We start from the raw sequence: 19,045 nt of genomic DNA, 5'->3' as shown, positions 1-19,045 counted from the left end.
GACTCGCCGTCATGGCTTTGGATTTATTCGTCGTACTCATCTACGCCGCCGGCATGCTCGTGCTCGGCTATTACGGCATGCGCCGCGCCAAGACCCACGAAGACTATCTGGTGGCCGGGCGCAACCTGGGCCCGTCGCTGTACATGGGCACCATGGCCGCGACGGTATTGGGCGGCGCGTCCACCGTCGGCACCGTGCGCCTGGGTTATGTGCATGGCATCTCCGGCTTCTGGCTGTGCGCCGCGCTGGGCATGGGAATCATTGCGCTGAACCTGTTCCTGGCCAAGCCGCTGCTCAAACTGAAGATCTTCACCGTCACCCAGGTCCTGGAAAAACGCTACAACCCCATGGCTCGCCAAGCGAGTGCGGTGATCATGCTGGCCTACGCGCTGATGATCGGCGTAACTTCGATCCTGGCCATCGGCACCGTGCTGCAAGTGCTGTTCGGCCTGCCGTTCTGGATCTCGGTACTGCTGGGCGGCGGCGTGGTGGTGGTGTACTCGACCATCGGCGGCATGTGGTCGCTGACCCTCACCGACATTGTGCAGTTCGTGATCAAGACCGTTGGCCTGATGTTTATCCTGCTGCCGATCTGCCTGTACCGCGTAGGCGGCTGGGATGAACTGGTAGCCAAGCTGCCGGCGTCGAGCTTCAGCTTCACCGCGATCGGCTGGGACACGATCATTACCTACTTCATGATCTACTTCTTCGGCATCCTGATCGGCCAGGACATCTGGCAGCGGGTGTTCACCGCCCGTGATGAAAAAGTCGCCAAGTACGCGGGCACCTTCGCCGGTTTCTACTGCATCCTTTACGGCCTGGCCTGTGCGCTGATAGGCATGGCGGCCCATGTACTGATTCCGGACCTGGACAACGTCAACAACGCGTTTGCGGCCATCGTCAAACTGTCGCTGCCGGACGGCATCCGTGGGCTGGTGATCGCGGCAGCACTGGCGGCGATGATGTCGACGGCCAGCGCCGGCTTGCTGGCCGCCTCCACCGTACTGACCGAGGACCTGCTGCCGCGTTTGCGTGGTGGTAAGCAGTCGAGCCTCAACATCAACCGCCTGTTCACGATGCTGACCGGTATCGCCGTGCTGGGTATCGCGCTGGTGGTCAGCGATGTAATCAGCGCGCTGACCCTGGCCTATAACCTTTTGGTCGGCGGGATGTTGATCCCGTTGATTGGCGCGATCTTCTGGAAGCGCGCGACCACGTCGGGGGCGATTACGTCCATGACGCTGGGCTTTGTGACGGCGCTGGTGTTCATGTTCAAGGATGGGCTGGATGCGAACACGCCGATTTACTACAGCCTGGCGGTTGGGCTGGTGAGCTTTGTGCTGGTCAGTTTGTTGTCCCGGCGGTCGGAGGCGATGGCGACTCGGGTGGTTTGAGGCCTCACAGAATCAAGAGCGGTTTCTTCAGCGGGCGCGACGTCGGATGTCGCGCCCGTTTTTTTATCGTCCAACTGACAGGTTTTGGTTTGCCTGGATGATTTCCTGGACCAGGGAGGCCCATACCAATCCTTGGGTTGTGCCTCCGGCATAGGTGCCTCCGGCGGCGATTTGATGATGGGCGGCCCAATAAACGATCGAAAGTCCATCTGAGGTGCCGGGCCTGGCACATTCGACAATATGCAAGTCGCCACTTTCGATTGCACTGCAATAAGACATTGGAAAGTGAAGAGAAACAGCGGCCAGACAGGCTGCCAGGATCTGCTCTTTGTACTCCGGCGCCGAATCGGGCGGGACCTGTCCACCGGAGACGAGAATGCAGTGCCCGTCCAAGCGGCAATTCATGACACCAATTGGCAGATCGTATTGAAGCTTGAGCCCCCGCATTTCAGCGCCTTCATTACCCACAGCAGGCAGCTTGAAAAACCAGCCGATGATCGCGATAACCTCTGGCTCCTCTACGCCCATGGCACTGACGACGAAATGTTCTTTGCTCAGCTCAGCAATTTGGACACGGCTCAGATGCTGAGGCTGGAACTGAACCCCAGAGCACTGCAACAGCACCTCAATCTCATCCATTAGGTGAACAAATTCCACATCGTAGCCTGATACTTCAATAGCCCTTCCGACTCCATGGATGCCACAAAGCGCGTGGAGTTGTTGTGGGCTGATTTCTCTGAGCTCACCTCCAGGTTTGCCACTAGGCCACGGTCTGCTTTCGATCTCGCGTTGCTCGCGTATTGCGGCATCTACTTCACTGGTTGTCTCCGTATAAGCGCGCACAACCCGCGCTCGCGCAAATTGCTCCAGTGATGGGTTGTCAGCCAGAAATTTTTCAAACAACTCAATGCCGGCGCGGTTGCACTCAATGGCCAGATACTGATTTCCTGGAAGTAAATAGTCGTTATGTGGCGGCTTTGCAGTCGTCTCAGTTGCTGAAAGATGGCGCATATTCATACGCTTATGGCTGGCACCATCACTGTCCCGATTGCCTCCATAGACTGTTACCTGATAATTCGCCAAGCGAAACATCACGGCCTGGAGCAGGCCTTTGATCCCTCTGCCGATGATTGATACACGGGGCGCATTGGCATGTGCATGCAGTGTGGGGATCGTCAGTGAGCGTGCAAGTTTGCGCCTGACAAGGCCACGCAGGGCCATCAAGCTCAATTGAACAGCGACGGCATAATCAAGGTCGCAATGGCAGGCTTCGGTGGTTGCCGCCTGTGCAGTCAGCGTCGCCGGTCTGCGCCAGGTGGCGACACTGCAACCGAGCGCTTGTGTACGCATCCGAAACGCCTCCAATGTCGCAGGCCCGTAATCCAAGACAAGTTGGACGTCTTCAGCCAGTGAAAGGGATTGCAACGCATCGTCGCTGAAGACATCTGGTTTGGAGACGCAGATCAGACGCGCCTGCCTGTGCATACATTGAATCAGGGCCCGATCAATGCGATGGGCAGAATCATCATTCAGGGATAAACAAATGGCGATAGAACGAGCCCCTTGCAGTGCCTCGGACCAGTCCGACACAAATGAGACTCGGCTATCTGGACACGCCTGGTTGCGTGGACTCAACACTTTGATCCGAACATGCGGATCTCGATCAAGTAACAACTTGACCAGCTCTTTCCCCACATTTCCGTAACCCAGGACACAGATGTCTTGGGGTGTAAAGCCATCGGCAAGTGTCAGCCAGTGCGCGATATAAGCCGCAACGTGCGGCGCGTTGACCCCAGGAGTGTTGACCACTCGAATGCCGTTTGACTCGCATAAATCCAACCGCACCTTATCCAGACTTGTGCCTCGGCGAATCAGACAGAGATCTCCAAATGGGTGGCTTAAACGCCATAGGTCGATGACCTCCCCATCGATAACCTGATCTCCAATAATGATCGTTGAAGGGCGCACGAGCCCGATCTGTAGCAGCAGCGCTTGCTTGGTTGAGTTCGGGGGGAAAAACACTACGTTGCTGGGTGCATCAGCCTTCCAACGGCTCGACGTAGGCGCGATATGTAAAATATTTTCGGTAGTGGCGATGAGTGACGCGGCAACTGGCGGAACGTGAGAGAGCAGCATAGTTTCGTCTCCAACAATTCTGGCTGACTAATGCCTGGAGATAGGAGTTAAATAAGTTGGGGCCAACACTTTAAATACTTAAAGCCCTAAAACTCACTCTTCATAAACCCGTTTTCTTCAGGAAGCTTTATATCAGTAAGCGGTACAAATCATTACTTAACGAAACTCAAACTACTCCGATATTTCAAACTAACTAACCCAACCGCTTCTGATAAACGGGTAGTCCAATTCCGGTCTTAAAAAAGCACAGCCTGAATGGCACGCTCACTTACGGACTGCAACCCGTATCTACGAGGCGTTACCCAACGAATATGTTCGGGAGGAATTTACTGCATCAGATGCACGCGGATGCTGCACCTGTTTTCCCTGAGCTCACCCAGCTGCCATTAGTCGGAACTGATAGTTATCACAGTAGAAGGACCGCTGAGGGCCGTAATAGCCTGACATGGCCATTTCAAATCTGAAGAAATTGGCTTGGCTACCCGATAACCCATGAGGTGATGAAATGAAACAGCGCGATCCTAGCTACCCCGCAGCGTCAACAGTTCCACCGCAACTTAAGACAGGCGACCGCGTGCATATAAACGGCCCCCACGCAGGCGTCTGCACTGGAATATACAAGCTCATGTTTTATAAAAACGGGACTTCATTTGCCACACTGCCCATAGAACGAGCATTTAAAGACTGGTTCGGCTTTGAAGTTCACGGAAGTTTCAATGGTGAGATGGAGGTGAAGGGCCATTATCACGATTGCGCCACTGACGAGGAGCACATACATAGCTTCGGGTTTACCGAAGTCAGTAAAGGCGAATGACGCAACTCACACGTCGTACAGCCATCCGATTTACCTGGCAGCGCTCCCACGACATAGAGAGGTATTCATCGCGCGAGCGCTCCCCGGGCCTCATCTGCGACGTGGGCGACGCTGCTCGTCATCCGTACGAATCGGCACCGGCTGCAGCGGAGGCTCGATCAAGCCCAGTGCAACGCCCAGATCATGGAGCCAGTTTTGGATTTTCTCTTTCATGGTTTGCCCCCTTTGAGGGTAATGCTTGTAGGCGCAAGCTATGTCGCCTTTTCCTACACTGATAGTAGCCCTAAGTCCTACATATTGCTTGAACGAAACCACAACGAACTATTACTGAATTCATCCGAATTCTGACGGACCGGTCAGGCAATGGCGCGGGTGTCTTTCATTACCGTCGCCTGGCCCTCTTGCTGCAAGTCGATCCACGCATTGAGGTTAGCGCCGAGCATACCCTTTCGCCACATCAACCAGGTGGTCGCAGTGGCAAAATGCCCTGTCAGTGGATGAACGGACACGCTGTCCTTGCCTGGCAGGCTGTCGAGCATGGCTTGGGACATCAACGCCACCCCTGAACCGGCAATCACGCAAGCGAGCATGCCTTGATATGACTCGATCTCAATCGCCCGTCCCATGGCTACGCGCTCGTGGGAAAACCAGCTCTCCAGGCGTGTGCGATAAGCGCAACTGCGTCGGAACGTAAACACCGAGCGGCCGGCAACATCCTGGGGGCCACGCACGGGTGGGTGGTCGGCTTCACAGATCAGCACCAGTTTTTCCTCGCATAACTGCACGCCGTCCAGGCTGGCGATGGTCAGCGGGCCGTCCACAAACGCTGCGTCCAGACGCCCCGTGATCAGACCTTCCAGCAACTCACCACTGGGCGCTGACTGCACCTGCAGATTCACCATTGGGTAGGCCTTGTGATAACGCGCCAGCAGCTTGGGCAAATGCACTGCTCCAGTGCTGTACATGCTGCCCAGAACAAAGTCGCCGGCCGGTTGCCCACCTTGCACGGCGCCATGGGCCTCATCGTGCAGTGCCAGCAGACGGGTGCTGTAGTCCAGCAATATCTTGCCCGCCGGAGACAGCTGCAAGCGCTGACGTTCGCGCAGGAACAGCTCTACACCGAGCTGTTCCTCCATCTGTTTGAGTCGGGTCGATAGGTTTGACGGCACGCGGTGCAGGCGCTCAGCCGCGCGGGTGATGGACCCCTCTTCCGCCACGGCCTGGAAAATGCGCAATTGACTGAACTCCACGACTTTCTCCAAAACTGAATAAGTTACTCAATATTATTCAATTTTACAGAAAGTCAACACACCTTAGGCTGAGGGTCATTCGTTTCTCAGCAGGACACCTGACCATGTCACCCCTGATTCGCTTACTCGCCAGCTCCATCGCCCTGATGATGGCCATGGGCATTGGCCGCTTCGCCCTCACTCCACAAATGCCCCACATGCTTAGCGAAGGGCAGATCGACCTGACCGACGCCGGCCTGATCGCCGCCGCCAATTACCTCGGCTACTTCGTGGGCGCGGTGGATTCGATTTTCGCCCGCGGTCACCGTCATGTACGCGGTCGGCTGTACGGTGGGCTCTGGTTATGTGTGCTGCTGACCTTTGCGTCCTCTTGGGCCCATGGGTTCTGGCCTCATCTGCTGTTGCGCTTTGGCACTGGCGTGGCAAGTGCCTGGGCATTGGTGATGATCACTAGCTTGAGCCAGCCGCTGGCGCTTACCGCCGGACGCCCGCGTCTGGGTGCTCTGGTATTTGCCGGGCCGGGCCTGGGGATTCTGTTGACCGGGCTATTGGCGCTCGGCTCAAACCTGCTGGGGCAAAACTCCGCCACGTTATGGTTGATCTATGGTGCTGTAGCACTGGTGATGCTGCTGGCGATCCTGCCGTTTTTGCCGCAGCCTTGTGCCAGCGCCCCTGGCGCCGGTCATAGCGACGCGGGCAGCAACGGCAGCATCACGCACCTGTGCTGGGTTTATGTGCTATTCGGACTGGGTTACATCATTCCAGCGACCTTCCTGTCACAGATGGCCAGCGCCCAGTTCAAAGGGGCCTGGCAGGCCGATCTGTTCTGGCCGTGCTTTGGCCTGCTGGCAGCGATTGGCGTGGGCGTGGCGACTCTGCGTCGCAAAGATCCAGACGCTACTCGCCGCTGGCTGATGACAACCCTGTGGCTGCAAGCGGCCGGAGTGTTCACGTGCTTGCTGGGCAATGGCTGGGGGTTGGCACTGGGCGTTCTGCTTTGCGGCGGTCCGTTCCTGGCCTGTATGCAATTGGTGATGGCGCGCTTGCGGGATGTGGCGCCCCACGGCTACCAGCGCAGCACCGGTCTGCTGACCGCCAGCTTTGCCATCGGCCAATTGAGCGGGCCCTTATTAGCGTCGGCGAGCAGCCATCTAAGCGGCGGCCTGCAACCGGCATTGGTGATTGCCGGTACAGGCCTGTTCTTGGCGGGGGGGATATTGGTTAGCCCGCAACCAAAGGCGCTTGCGTGCGCACCTGTTCGCGCCGTGACAGCGCCAGGAAAAACAGCCCTCCCAGGAAGCAGCCGGTAAACCAGGCGAAGTTGGCCATGCCCTGCAACGCCGGTGTGAAGGTGATCGCGACGCCCACCAGTGTCGCGGGCACCAGCGCCTTGACCGCTGTCCAGTTCACGCCGCCGTCGAAGTAATAGCGCCCGCTTGGGCTGTCATCGAACAGCGCATCTACATCGATTTCCTGTTTTTTGATCAGGTAGAAATCTACCAACAGAATCCCAAACAGCGGCCCGATAAACGCCGCGAGGATATCCAGGGTGTAGTGGATCATCAGCGGGTTATTGAACAGGTTCCATGGAGTGATAAAGATCGAGGCTACTGCTGCGATCATGCCCCCGGCACGCCAGCTGATTTTGCTTGGCGCGACGTTGGCGAAGTCAAACGCAGGGGACACAAAGTTGGCGACGATATTGATACCGATGGTCGCGGTCACAAAGGCAAATGCGCCAAGCAGCACGGCCATGTTGTTGTCGATACGCGAAACCGTGGCGATCGGGTCGTGGAGCATTTCGCCAAACACCGGCAAGGTGCCAGAGACGATCACCACCGTCACCAGGGAAAACGCCAGGAAATTCACCGGCAGGCCCCAAAAGTTTCCGCGTCGCACATCCTGCATGCTGCGGCAGTAGCGGCTGAAATCGCCGAAATTCAGGGTTGGCCCAGAGAAGTACGACACCACCAGCGCCGTGGCTACGATCACTTGGCCGAACGCTTGCCAGCCCGACAGGGACTTTTCCGACAGAGTAAAGCTGATGTTCGACCAGCCAGCCTTCCACACAATCCAGCCAGCCAGGGCAAACATCACCGCATATACCACCGGCCCCGCCCAATCGATAAAGCGGCGGATAGACTCCATGCCGGCCCAGAAAACTGCAGCTTGCAGTACCCACAGGCTGAGGAAACCAAACCAGCCCAGGTAGGACAGACCGGCGAAATGCGGTTCTGCATACACCGCCATCTGTGGGAAAAAGCGCAACACCACGATGATCAAAGCGCTGGACGCCAGATAGGTCTGAATCCCGTACCAGGCCACGGCAATCAGGCCACGAATCACCGCAGGAATATTCGCGCCAAACACACCAAATGCGAGCCGGCAGATGACTGGATAAGGAACGGCGGCCTGCTGGCTAGGCTTAGCCACCAGATTGGCGATCAATTGCACGATGCAAATACCCGCGAGCAAGGCGATCAACACCTGCCAACTGGCTAGCCCCAAGGCGAACAGACTGGCAGCGAATACATAACCGCCGACGCTGTGCACATCACTCATCCAGAAGGCAAAAATGTTGTACCAGTTCCACTTCTGCGGCAGTGGGCCCAGATCCTGGTTGTACAGGCGCGGGCTATAGCCTTTGGGCAATTGTTCGGTCATCGCTGGGCTCCTCGTAATACCGGCCTGCGCTTCCGTCACGGGGATGCATACGGGAAGCGGCCAGGTTTGTATACGAGACAGTCAGCAGAATGCGTGCCAATGGCACACAATCCCTCTACGACGGTGCTCCAAAGGCGCTTATGACGGTTTAGTAGCGGGGACCGCGCTCAGCAACGGTGCACATAAATCCTGTACACAATCATCGGTGCACCCGATGTGCACACACGTGTCCAACCGTGCAACACACCGCTGTCAGGAAGGTGCCCCAGGCCATGTCCATCAGGGCCAAGCTCGCAGACCAGCCTTGCAGTGTGGCCCAGTTGCTCAGGTCATAGGTGCCATAGGCCACCAGACCCAGCAAGGCACCCAGACGCGCTGCGCGTTGCCAGTTGATGCTTGGCAAGACCACGAACACCACACAACCGAGGACATACAGGAGATAGAACAGCACTGCGGGCAATAGGCGGGGCTGATCAAGCATCAGCGGGCCCAGCAGGGATTTGTAGGTAGGGCCCATGAGGACGCCGAGCCAGAGGCCGTCGAGCACCAGAAAAGCAAGCAAGGTGCCGAGGTAGGCGAACAACGATTTTTTAGACATCAAGCGGACCTCTGTAGGAGCGAGCTTGCTCGCGAAAATATCTCAGGCCCATCGCGGTATCGGATGTACCCTTTTCGCGAGCAAGCTCGCTCCTACAGAAGAGCAAACCCTACTCAGCTTAGTTCAATGCGATCCGCGTGAATCACGATCTGACCCTGCTTGTAGAGCGCACCAATAGCCTTCTTGAAGTTACCCTTGCTCACGCCGAACAAGTTGCTGATTACTGCCGGGTCGCTTTTATCGCTGACCGGCAACGTGCCGTTGTTTTCGCGCAACTTGGCGAGGATCTTCGAGTTGAGACTGGAGGCCGCTTCCTGGCCGACCGGTTGCAGGCTCAGGCTGATGTTGCCATCGGCGCGGATCTCTTTGATGAAGCCTTTCTCTTCCTTGCCGGGACGCAGGAACTTGAACACTTCGTTCTTGTGGATCAGCCCCCAGTGTTTGTTGTTGATGATCGCCTTGAAGCCCATATCAGTGGCTTCGGCCACCAAGAGGTCGACTTCCTGGCCCACAACGTAGTTGGCCGGCGTCTTGTCCAGGTAGCGGTCAAGGCGCGCGGTGGCGGTAATACGCTTGGTGTGCTTGTCGAGATAGACGTGCACCACGCAGTATTCACCGGCGGTCATCTGACGTTTTTCTTCCGAGTACGGAAGCAAAAGGTCCTTTGGCAGACCCCAATCGAGGAACACGCCAATACTGTTGACTTCCACCACTTTCAAACTGGCAAATTCGCCGACTTGAACTTTGGGTTTTTCGGTGGTGGCGATAAGTTTGTCATCGCTGTCCAGGTAAATAAAAACGTTAAGCCAGTCTTCATCTTCACTGGGAATATCTTTTGGGATATACCGATTAGGCAAGAGGATTTCGCCATCTTGCGCACCATCAAGGTACAAACCGAAGTTAGTGTGTTTAACCACTTGTAAGCTGTTGTAGCGCCCGACTAGAGCCATTTCCAATACCCTCATTGCGTGGGCGGCATTCTACCCGAGTTGCGCCCGCGACGCGCGCACGCCTGAAAAATCGCGGCCTGGCATGGCCCTACGATGGCATCGCTCCGCTCGTCCGATCATTCGACTGAGTTTTGCCCTTCCACCAGCACTGCATTGCTGGGTGGTTTCGAGTCAAAACAGTAAGTTAGGGCCTAATTCCAGCGATGAACTTCGGTTATTTCCAGCCGCGCCACTTATTCCCAGGGGATATTTGCCAAGCAATTGTCAAGTATTTCCTGTACGATGCCTGGCCAAGTTAATTTTCTACAGGTTAGTGGCCGCCATGCGCGTAAAAGCATCCAACAGCAAAGCAAAGCCAGCTCCAGCCGTTGAAACCAGCGAATCGATCAACAGCCAAATCGCTGCTTTCCTCAAGTCCGGTGGCGAAATCCAGCAAATTGCAAAAGGCGTGAGCGGCCAGACTTTCGGCCCGTCCAAGCAGATCAGCCTGGGTAAAAAGTAATACCGCGCAAAATACCTGGTCCCTAAGCGTCTTGCCTCCAAGGCGCTAGGACTAGAGCCCGAAACACCCTCCTTCTACATTCAATATTGCGTTAATCGACGAACGGGCCTCATCGCCTGGCATTCGCCGGTATCCTTGCACACGTCTAGCACGGGCATCTGCCCGATTTTCTCCGTTACTGCTCCTCGCTTTTCATGGAGTGAAGCATGCTCAAATCCTGCATTTTTCTGGTCAGCACATTAGTGGCTTGCCCCCTTGCCGAAGCGCAGATCTTCCAGCGCGAATTGGGCGACTTCGACCTGAAATTAGGCACCACCCCCAGCCGCAGCATGGCACAGGGCCTGGTCAAGCCGACCTCGCCGGGCAGCGACTCTTTCCACGGGGGGTTGGACCTCAGCCACAACAGCGGCCTGTACTTCGGCCAGTTCTCGCCAAACATGGGCCTGTCTTCGGCAAGCACCCTCGAAGTCGACTCCTACATGGGCTTCAAACACCCCTTCGACCAGACGCTCGGCTACGAAGTCGGCTTGATCCACTACAGCTACCCCAAGCTCAGCCCCCTCGACAGCCAAGAGTTCTACGGTGGCTTGAACCTGTTGGGCAATCGTTTCGGTGCCTCCTTCAGCAACGACCCGGACCGCCAGGACAGCACCCTCTTCGCCGACCTGGGCGGCACCCAACCCTTCGGCATCGGCGTCAGCATGAAGTACACCACCCACCAATTGGGCACTCCAGCTTCGGTGGACGGCGGCACCATCAGCAGCTTCAGCGACTGGTCGGTTCAGTTCTCCCGCGCCTGGAAGGGCATCGACTTGGACCTGATTTACAGCGACTCCAGCCTTAGCGGCGGCGACTGCTCGGCGTACTCCGGACACAATTCGCAATGCGACGGGCTGTTGACGTTAAAGGCCGCGCGGTCGTTTTATTGATGGGCTGAACTGTAGCGCCTGGCGCGGGTTCACATGCATTGAATCCCTCTGCCCAAGGAAACGCCCATGCTGCGTCGGCTCAAACTGTTGGTGGCCCTGCTGACCCTAAGCCTGGCACTCGCCGGCTGCAACCGCGTGGGCCTGGCCTACCGCAACCTGGACGTGATCATCCCCTGGACCCTCAATGACTACCTGGACATGAACGCCGGGCAGAAGAGTTGGTTCAACGATAAGCTCAAGGAACACCTGGCCTGGCATTGCACCACGCAGTTGCCGGGTTATCTCGATTGGCTCGATCGCCTGCAACAGATGGTCGACGAAAACCAGGTCACCGATTCGGCACTGAAAACGCGCACCGCCGAAGCCGAACAGGCAATCGCTGAAGTCGCCCGCGAAATCACCCCCTCAGCCATCGAATTGCTCCAGGGACTGAATGATCAGCAGGTCAAAGAAATGAACGACGCCCTGGCCAAGGATCTGCGTAAACGCCAGGATGACTACCTTAAGCCGCCCCTCGCCCAACAAATCAAGGACCGCGCCGAGCGCATGAACAAACGCCTGGACACCTGGATGGGCCCACTGAGCGCTAGCCAGCAAAATCGCGTCACCGCGTGGTCCGTCGCGCTGGGCGAACAGAATCAGGAATGGATCGGCAATCGCGCCCATTGGCAGGCGCAATTTATCGAAGCGGTGCAGCAACGCCACAGCGCCGAATTCCCACAGAAGATGCAGCAACTGCTGGTGGACCGCGAAAGCCTATGGACCCCGCAATATCGCGCGGCTTACGCCCAGACCGAAGCTGCGGCGCGCAGCCTGATTGTCGACGTGATGGCCGAAAGTACGCCGCAGCAACGCCTTAAACTCACGCAGAAAATCGACGGCGTACGCAGCGACTTCAAGGCACTCAAATGCCTCAAGGCCGCCGGGATTTAATGTGGGAGGGGCTGCCACCCACACTGGGTCCGCGCATACCCGTCAGGCAATCTGCGCTTTGGACGCCACTTCAGCGAAGGTTGCCGGGTCCAGTGCATCCGGCTGCTCATCCAGCACTTGGCGCGGGTGATCGTTGCCGGGAATGGAACTGTCGATCAGCGCCAGCAGTTGGGCACCCAATTGCGTCAAAATGAAGTTCTCACCATTTCCGCCCTCTGCCTCGGGGCGCGATTCGATAAAACCGCGCTTGAACAGCAGCGCTTCATAATCCGCTGCGGTCTTTTTCAGCGCATCCAGATTGCCGGTGTTCTCACCCGCCGTGGCCTTCTCGGCCGCTTCCTGCTCGGCGTATTTGCGCGGGGCAAAGCTGCCTTCGCCGTTCTGCACTTCGTGCAGCAGACGTTCGATTAGATCCCAGTTGTAAGTCGTCATCCTGATTCCTCCTGCAGGCCTAAGAAAAAGTAGCCCGTCAAAAGGTGTGACATGCCACACCTGCCACCGTTCAGCCCGCCAGACGGACGTCATTTCTCTGAACTTTCCAGACGTTCGCCCCCTCAACCGCACATCATCACCAAGGAGGTACGTACCATGAACACCTTGAGAAACCTGGCCATCGCCGCCGCCCTGCTCACGGCCCTGCCCGCCTGGGCCTGCACGCCCGAAGAGGCCACGGCGAAACGAGAGCAGTTGGCGACGGAAGTGACCAAGCTCACCGAGCAGAACCCCACCAAAGCCAAAGAGATGAACGACGAGCTGCAGAAGATGGACCTGGACACTGAAAGCGCGGAATTCCCTGACAAGTGCCAGCTGATCGACGCCCGCCTTAAAGAATTGAAAGAAGCTGCGGCAAAAGCCAAAAACTGAAGGCATAAAAAAACCGGACGATGTCCGGTTTTTTCACATCAGCACTGGCTTATTCAGCAGCCGGTGCTTCGGGCTTGCGGCGTTTAAGCGGGGCCATGCCGTCTTTGCTGACCAACGACAGGTTATCGGTCTTCGGACGGTTGGCGATCTTGCGCTTGGTCGGCGACTTGGCACCGGTTTTCTTCTTGTCGCCCTTGGCGTCAGTCTTTTTCTTCTTCACGCCAACAGCCTTGCCCGACGCCTTGACCTTCTTCGGCCCGGTGTAGGTGCCTTTGACTTCCTTGATGGTGCGGCGCTCGAACGACTGCTTGAGGTAGCGCTCGATGCTCGACATCAGGTTCCAGTCGCCATGGCAGATCAGCGAGATGGCCAGGCCATCGTTGCCGGCACGCCCGGTACGGCCGATACGGTGCACGTACTCGTCGCCGCTTCGTGGCATGTCGAAGTTGATCACCAGGTCCAGGCCATCAACGTCCAGGCCACGGGCAGCCACGTCGGTAGCCACCAGGATCTTCACGCCGCCCGCCTTGAGGCGATCGATGGCCAGCTTGCGGTCCTTCTGGTCTTTCTCGCCGTGCAGCACGAACGCCTTATATTCCTGGGCAACCAAGCGACCGTAGATGCGGTCGGCGGCAGCGCGGGTGTTGGTGAACACGATGGCCTTCTGGTAGGTCTCGTTGGCCAACAGCCAGTTGAGGATCTGTTCTTTGTGCACGTTGTGGTCAGCGGTGACGATCTGCTGGCGCGTGGTGGCGTTCAGGTCGCTGACATTGTTGACCTGCAAGTGCTCAGGGTTGTTCAGCACCTTGGCGACCATTTCGCGCAGGGTCGAGCCACCGGTAGTGGCGGAGAACAGCATGGTCTGCTGGCGATTGACACATTCGGCAACCAGACGCTGAACGTCGTCGGCAAAGCCCATGTCGAGCATGCGGTCGGCTTCGTCGAGCACCAGCACTTCGACTTCCTTGAGGTCGAGGTTGCCGGCGTTGAGTTGCTCGATCATACGGCCTGGGGTGCCGATCAAGATGTCCGGCACCTTGCGCAGCATGGCGGCCTGGACCTTGAAGTCTTCGCCGCCAGTAATAATGCCGGACTTGATGAAGGTGAACTGCGAGAAGCGCTCCACTTCCTTCAAAGTCTGCTGGGCGAGCTCACGGGTCGGCAGCAGGATCAGGGTCTTGATGCTCACGCGGACTTTGGCCGGGCCGATCAGACGATTCAGAACCGGCAAGACGAAAGCGGCGGTTTTGCCGCTGCCAGTTTGAGCCGTCACCCGCAGGTCACGCCCTTCGAGCGCGAGCGGGATGGCCGCTGCTTGCACAGGCGTAGGCTCGACAAATTTTAGCTCGGCCACGGCTTTGAGCAGGCGTTCGTGCAGGGCGAATTGGGAAAACACGGGTGCTACCTCGAAGAAATACAAAATATCAGCTGCATAGGGTAACGGTTTCGGGCGCCCAAACCGAGTTTCTTTACGCGAACGGTGCGAATCAGGTGCTTTTTTGTCAGGGCATTTGTCTACAACGTCAACTTTGTCGCACTTAGATGCTCTAATCGCGCCGTCTTGTCTTACAGAGGAATCGGTTTCACCCATGGATATCAAACAGCTTTGGCTCAACGTCCAAGACCTATGGGGCGCCCTCGACCAACACCCGGTGCTGCATGCCAGCCTTGGTTTTATGGTGTTGCTGGTGGTGGCCCTGCTGCTCGGACGGGTAGCGCGATACCTCACCCTGCACGCCGTCAAATTGCTCGGCCGCCAACCGTCGCTGCACTGGCTCAATGATCTGCGGCACAACAAAGTCTTCCACCGCCTGGCGCAAATGACGCCGTCCCTGGTGATCCAGTTCGGCCTGTACCTGGTGCCGGACTTGAGCAAAACCGCAATTCTGTTCATCGGCAACGTGGCACTGGCCATCTCCATCCTGTTCCTGGTCCTGGCCATGAGCGCCCTGCTCAATGCCCTGCTGGACATCTATGCCCGCACCGAACACGCACGCACCCGCTCAATCAAGGGTTACGTGCAGTTGGCGAAGATGGTGCTGTTCGTGTTCGGCGCGATCATCATCGTCGCCACCCTGATTGACCGCTCGCCGCTGTTGCTGCTGTCAGGTTTGGGTGCGATGTCGGCGGTGATTCTGTTGGTGTACAAGGACACGCTACTGTCGTTCGTCGCCAGCGTGCAGCTCACCAGCAACGACATGCTGCGAGTCGGTGACTGGATCGAAATGCCCCAGGTCGGCGCCGACGGCGACGTGGTGGACATCACTCTGCACACGGTCAAGGTGCAGAATTTCGACAAGACCATCGTCTCCATTCCTACCTGGCGCCTGATGTCCGAGTCGTTCAAGAACTGGCGCGGCATGCAAGCCTCCGGCGGGCGTCGGATCAAGCGCAGCCTGTTCATCGACGCCAGCGGCGTGCGTTTCCTGCGCGATGACGAAGAGGTGCGCATGACCCAGGTGCACCTGCTCACCGACTACATCGGGCGCAAGCAGGCAGAGCTCAAGGCCTGGAATGAAGCCCAAGGACACAGCGCACAACTGCTGGCCAACCGTCGCCGAATGACCAACCTCGGCACCTTCCGCGCCTATGCCCTGGCCTACCTGAAAAGCCATCCGGACATCCAGCCGAACATGACCTGCATGGTGCGCCAGATGCAAACCACGGCTCAGGGCGTGCCGCTGGAGATCTACTGCTTCACCCGCACCACGGCGTGGGCCGATTACGAGCGCATCCAGGGGGACATCTTCGATTACCTGCTGGCGGTGTTGCCGGAGTTTGGACTGAGTCTGTACCAGCAACCGAGTGGCACCGATCTACGGGCAGGAATTCTGGCGCTGACACCCAGCCCCCAGAGCACGCCAGCCCTGCAGTGAGCCCGAAGCCGGCGAGGTGAAAATACGCGCCTCGCCGGCGCAATATCCCCCTAAGCGCCGGCAACTATGTGTAGCCGCTGCGACCGAATAATCAACTGACGCAAACAATAAAGAAAATTTCTCCTACGCCTTTAGTGATTTTCACTACTTGTGCGCACTATTTCTAATCTGTTTTTAAAAAAACCAACGCCTTAGCATTTGGCCATCAAACAACGCCAGATAAAGGCCATCCCTCATGTTATGGACAACTCAGCTTTCTGATAATGCGGCAGACTTTGTATTAACTTCGAATGCCGAAGCGTTGACCCACTATTGTGGTGCTAGTGCCTTTGCTCAACCTCGCGATTTTTATACCACTAGTCCCTATCAGCGACCTTCCAGGCCGCAGGACGTGACCGACTCGATCATCACCACCAGCCTGACCAGCGACCAACTTTCAGACAGTCAGCATTTGTTGGCACAACGCTTGTTATTGAATATCTACGAGCAAGACTTAGTCTTCTTGCCCAAGCCGCCATTAGAACTCGACTTAAAGGCTTTCAAACAGTTCTATGACCCCCAACATGCCGCCAGTGGCAAAAAGATCCGCCCGTTACTGGAACACTACTTATACAACTGGCTTAAGGAAGAAGTGCACATCAATGGTCCTTGGTGCCTGGACTCTTTTGTCGCCCACACCGATAAAGTCTTGGATGATGTAGCCCAAGCCGACTCCAAACTGCATGAGGTGCTGACCACCAGCCGCAACCCCCAGCGTGCCGCGCGTTTTTTCATGACCCAATGCGCAGGGGATTTCCTCAGTGAAGCCTCGGCCATGGCGCGCAATGTTCTGGGTAACTGCGGTGTGTACACCAGCGAATTGTTCAAGATCCTGATCGACGAGTATGGCTACGGCGTCGACAAAAAGAAGCACAGCACCATCTTTGAAGACATGCTCCAGGACATGGACATGTCACACCACGTGCACCATTACTGGCAGTTCTACACGCCGGCGTCGCTGTCGCTGACCAACTATTTCCACTATGTGTCGGCCAACCACGGCGAACTGTTCCGCTACATCGGCGCCATGTACTACACCGAAGCCACGCTGGCGCTGACGACCAAGCACCAGTCCCGTGCGATCAAGACCATCTTCGATGGCCAGGTCTCCACTGCCTACTTCGATGAGCATGCTCATATCGATGTGCACCACGGCAGAATGGCACTTCAGCGCCTGATCATTCCCATGATCAAGCAGTTCGGCACCAAGATCATCCCCGACCTTATCCGCGGCTTTGAAGAGTTCAAGCTCCTTCAGGACATCGCCGACGAAGAACTGTATGCCCATATCAAATGGCACGACGAGCTGGATGAACATCGCGCCAAGGCTTCGCAGCTTCAGGGCCAAAAGCCGGTGGACCTGCGAATCACCGAGGCTGAACACGAGCTCTCGGTGCTGCACACCCACCCCAATGACGAACTGTTCTGGGTCGAATCCGGCGAGCTGGAGTTTGTCGCCAGCCCCGAATTGACTGTGCGCCTCATCGCCGGCGAAGGCGTCGTGATTCCCAAGGGAATGCTCCATGGCACGCGCATCGTCAGTCCGTCCTGCACGTACACCGTCACCGCCATCTGAATGGGCCACCCAATGAAAGCCATCAGCCTGAATATCACCCACGCCCATTACGTGGCCGTGGAGGACAGAACCTATTTTCTGAAGCGTCACGCGTATTCGACGCAATTGCTGCCCACCTCGTGCCCCCATCGTGGCGGCCCACTGCACATGGGCGAAGTGACGGGCGACGGCCAAAGCGTGATCTGTCCCTGGCACGACAACGCCTACAAGGTCTGCAACCTGGAAAAGAAGGCGCTGCCCACCGTGCGCGTCAGAAACCAGATCAGCACCGTGGTCGGCGACACCGAACGGTGCGTGCCGCTACTTAAACTCTCCCGTTACGACGGATGAAGCCCATGAAGACTAATTCGACACTGACCGCGTTCTATTCAATCGTGACCCTCTTCACCGGCCTCGACATGGCGATTGTGATCGCGATGGTCTGGTTTGGCCTTGAGACCACCGGGTCCACATTCCTAGTAGGCGCCACCTTGTGTGTAGCGACCGTGGTGCCCTATTTATGTGAACAGTACATCGGCAAGTTCTTCACCATTGAACTCAGCCTGAAACGGCTGCTGTACATACGCCTGGCTGCGTTCGCCGCCGTCCTGGGATTGTCGTTTACCCAGGCCGCCTTGCTGCCGATCGGCTTCCTGGCGATCGCGTTTGTGGTGGGCGTCACCGACTACTTCACCATCAGTACCCTGGAATCGAAAAACACCAAGCTGGTGCTGGCAGGCCTCACCGACAGCGATACCTGCGCGCGGTTGATGCAAACCTCCATCCAGATCGGTGCCTTCGGCGGCGCGCTCCTGGGCGGTTTGATCGTGGATGTGTTCTCGGTCAACGAGACGCTGCAAATCATCAGCCTGGCGGCGATTGTGTCACTGGCGGGCGTCTACCTGGTGGCCGACAGCCCCAGCGCACACGGCACCGATCAGACCGCAGCCTCCACCGCCGCCGCGCCGCTGGACCTGCCGCGCAACCTCTACATTCTGATCATTGTGTTGAGCATGATCGGCTTCCATATCGGCGCGTTCAACAGCCTGGTGCCTATCGTTTTTCAAAAGCTCAATGAGTGGAACGCCACCCTGTTTGGCGTCGCCAGTGGCCTGGCCGGCCTGGGGGCCTTCAGCGCCGCCGTGCTTCCGCGTATCAAGCTCAACAGCTATGGGGCGATCGCACTGGTGATTCTGGCGGACGTGGCAATCGTCTACTTCCAGAATCTCTACGTGATGATGGCCGCTGCGTTCCTGCTGGGCTTTTGCATCAACAGCCTGCGGATCCAACTGCGTAAAACCCTGATCGAATCGGCGCCCAACGACCGGGTAGCCGACGTCATCGCCGCGAAAAGCTCGCTCTACTACCTGCTGGTCAGTGGCTCGGCACCGATGATCCTGACGTTCTTTACCACCTCGGGCTTTCTCGGACTCGAAGGCGCACGGCTGTTGATGATCGTCTCCGCCGGCCTGTTGGCCACTGCCGTACTGGCGTGGAACCTGACCCCTGCAGCCTCGCCTGCCGCCACCACGGAATAAGGA

The 19,045-nt window shown here is 57.3% G+C and carries 19 protein-coding genes; 11 read left to right on the top strand and 8 right to left on the bottom strand.

Annotated features, from left to right (window positions below; all coding sequences use genetic code 11):
- The first annotated feature begins 11 nt into the window (after positions 1 to 11).
- On the top strand, positions 12 to 1,394 hold the full coding sequence (locus CKW32_RS16155) for a sodium:solute symporter (protein WP_095185405.1): 1,383 nt from the start codon (positions 12 to 14) through the stop codon (positions 1,392 to 1,394).
- Positions 1,395 to 1,457: 63 nt separating this feature from the next.
- Here the strand turns inward: CKW32_RS16155 and CKW32_RS16150 are convergent, their stop codons facing one another.
- Positions 1,458 to 3,530 (bottom strand): NAD(P)-dependent oxidoreductase, encoded by a 2,073-nt coding sequence (locus CKW32_RS16150; protein WP_095185404.1) that lies wholly within the window; start codon positions 3,528 to 3,530, stop codon positions 1,458 to 1,460.
- Between the two features lie 505 nt (positions 3,531 to 4,035).
- Here CKW32_RS16150 and CKW32_RS16145 point away from each other — a divergent pair.
- The gene (locus tag CKW32_RS16145) at positions 4,036 to 4,344 is read left to right on the top strand and encodes a hypothetical protein (protein WP_095185403.1); all 309 of its coding nucleotides are present in this window, start codon (positions 4,036 to 4,038) and stop codon (positions 4,342 to 4,344) included.
- A gap of 90 nt (positions 4,345 to 4,434) precedes the next feature.
- On the opposite strand, the gene CKW32_RS28605 is transcribed toward CKW32_RS16145, so the two are convergent.
- Together CKW32_RS28605 and CKW32_RS16140 are read right to left on the bottom strand one after the other, a co-directional pair.
- Positions 4,435 to 4,557 carry a PA1414 family protein gene (locus tag CKW32_RS28605; RefSeq protein WP_003193089.1) on the bottom strand — a complete coding sequence of 41 codons (123 nt, stop codon included), beginning with the start codon at positions 4,555 to 4,557 and terminating at the stop codon, positions 4,435 to 4,437.
- Positions 4,558 to 4,700: 143 nt separating this feature from the next.
- Positions 4,701 to 5,594 carry a LysR family transcriptional regulator gene (locus CKW32_RS16140; protein ID WP_032887750.1) on the bottom strand — a complete coding sequence of 298 codons (894 nt, stop codon included), beginning with the start codon at positions 5,592 to 5,594 and terminating at the stop codon, positions 4,701 to 4,703.
- Between the two features lie 104 nt (positions 5,595 to 5,698).
- On the opposite strand from CKW32_RS16140, the gene CKW32_RS16135 reads away from it, so the two are divergent.
- Positions 5,699 to 6,904, top strand: coding sequence for an MFS transporter (locus CKW32_RS16135; protein ID WP_095185402.1), 1,206 nt, complete (start codon positions 5,699 to 5,701; stop codon positions 6,902 to 6,904).
- On the opposite strand, the gene CKW32_RS16130 is transcribed toward CKW32_RS16135, so the two are convergent.
- The 3 genes from CKW32_RS16130 to CKW32_RS16120 form a co-directional block, all read right to left on the bottom strand.
- Positions 6,816 to 8,258 carry an NCS1 family nucleobase:cation symporter-1 gene (locus CKW32_RS16130; protein WP_095185401.1) on the bottom strand — a complete coding sequence of 481 codons (1,443 nt, stop codon included), beginning with the start codon at positions 8,256 to 8,258 and terminating at the stop codon, positions 6,816 to 6,818. The genes CKW32_RS16135 and CKW32_RS16130 overlap by 89 nt on opposite strands.
- A 199-nt stretch (positions 8,259 to 8,457) precedes the next feature.
- Positions 8,458 to 8,856, bottom strand: a complete 399-nt coding sequence (locus CKW32_RS16125) for a DUF2177 family protein (RefSeq protein WP_032887744.1) — start codon at positions 8,854 to 8,856, stop codon at positions 8,458 to 8,460.
- 113 nt (positions 8,857 to 8,969) lie between these two features.
- Positions 8,970 to 9,806: a S1 RNA-binding domain-containing protein gene (locus tag CKW32_RS16120; RefSeq protein ID WP_032887742.1), complete on the bottom strand. Its 837-nt coding sequence runs from the start codon at positions 9,804 to 9,806 to the stop codon at positions 8,970 to 8,972.
- 322 nt (positions 9,807 to 10,128) lie between these two features.
- On the opposite strand from CKW32_RS16120, the gene CKW32_RS16115 reads away from it, so the two are divergent.
- The 3 genes from CKW32_RS16115 (at position 10,129) to CKW32_RS16105 (ending at position 12,170) form a co-directional block, all read left to right on the top strand.
- Complete coding sequence (locus CKW32_RS16115) at positions 10,129 to 10,308, top strand: hypothetical protein (RefSeq protein ID WP_003193095.1); 180 nt, start codon at positions 10,129 to 10,131, stop codon at positions 10,306 to 10,308.
- 206 nt (positions 10,309 to 10,514) lie between these two features.
- Complete coding sequence (locus tag CKW32_RS16110; RefSeq protein ID WP_032887741.1) at positions 10,515 to 11,237, top strand: TorF family putative porin; 723 nt, start codon at positions 10,515 to 10,517, stop codon at positions 11,235 to 11,237.
- Between the two features lie 66 nt (positions 11,238 to 11,303).
- Positions 11,304 to 12,170: a DUF6279 family lipoprotein gene (locus CKW32_RS16105; RefSeq protein WP_095185400.1), complete on the top strand. Its 867-nt coding sequence runs from the start codon at positions 11,304 to 11,306 to the stop codon at positions 12,168 to 12,170.
- Between the two features lie 42 nt (positions 12,171 to 12,212).
- On the opposite strand, the gene CKW32_RS16100 is transcribed toward CKW32_RS16105, so the two are convergent.
- Positions 12,213 to 12,602, bottom strand: a complete 390-nt coding sequence (locus CKW32_RS16100) for a hypothetical protein (protein WP_032887737.1) — start codon at positions 12,600 to 12,602, stop codon at positions 12,213 to 12,215.
- A gap of 156 nt (positions 12,603 to 12,758) precedes the next feature.
- On the opposite strand from CKW32_RS16100, the gene CKW32_RS16095 reads away from it, so the two are divergent.
- Positions 12,759 to 13,034, top strand: coding sequence for a hypothetical protein (locus CKW32_RS16095; protein WP_095185399.1), 276 nt, complete (start codon positions 12,759 to 12,761; stop codon positions 13,032 to 13,034).
- Between the two features lie 49 nt (positions 13,035 to 13,083).
- On the opposite strand, the gene CKW32_RS16090 is transcribed toward CKW32_RS16095, so the two are convergent.
- Positions 13,084 to 14,430, bottom strand: coding sequence for a DEAD/DEAH box helicase (locus tag CKW32_RS16090; protein ID WP_017735367.1), 1,347 nt, complete (start codon positions 14,428 to 14,430; stop codon positions 13,084 to 13,086).
- A 193-nt stretch (positions 14,431 to 14,623) separates the two neighbouring features.
- Here CKW32_RS16090 and CKW32_RS16085 point away from each other — a divergent pair, with 193 nt between their 5' ends.
- The 4 genes from CKW32_RS16085 (at position 14,624) to CKW32_RS16070 (ending at position 19,042) form a co-directional block, all read left to right on the top strand.
- The gene (locus tag CKW32_RS16085) at positions 14,624 to 15,910 is read left to right on the top strand and encodes a mechanosensitive ion channel family protein (RefSeq protein ID WP_032887734.1); all 1,287 of its coding nucleotides are present in this window, start codon (positions 14,624 to 14,626) and stop codon (positions 15,908 to 15,910) included.
- A gap of 391 nt (positions 15,911 to 16,301) precedes the next feature.
- Positions 16,302 to 17,525 carry an iron-containing redox enzyme family protein gene (locus tag CKW32_RS16080; protein ID WP_241089592.1) on the top strand — a complete coding sequence of 408 codons (1,224 nt, stop codon included), beginning with the start codon at positions 16,302 to 16,304 and terminating at the stop codon, positions 17,523 to 17,525.
- Positions 17,526 to 17,537: 12 nt separating this feature from the next.
- Complete coding sequence (locus CKW32_RS16075) at positions 17,538 to 17,855, top strand: Rieske 2Fe-2S domain-containing protein (RefSeq protein ID WP_032887730.1); 318 nt, start codon at positions 17,538 to 17,540, stop codon at positions 17,853 to 17,855.
- 5 nt (positions 17,856 to 17,860) lie between these two features.
- Positions 17,861 to 19,042, top strand: coding sequence for an MFS transporter (locus CKW32_RS16070; protein ID WP_095185398.1), 1,182 nt, complete (start codon positions 17,861 to 17,863; stop codon positions 19,040 to 19,042).
- Positions 19,043 to 19,045 lie beyond the last annotated feature (3 nt).

Origin of the sequence: Pseudomonas sp. Irchel 3H9 (assembly GCF_900187495.1) — a bacterium.
Taxonomy (GTDB): domain Bacteria; phylum Pseudomonadota; class Gammaproteobacteria; order Pseudomonadales; family Pseudomonadaceae; genus Aquipseudomonas; species Aquipseudomonas sivasensis.
The sequence above is the reverse complement of the archived record's forward strand: the minus strand, read 5'-3'. Positions and strand labels throughout refer to the sequence as shown.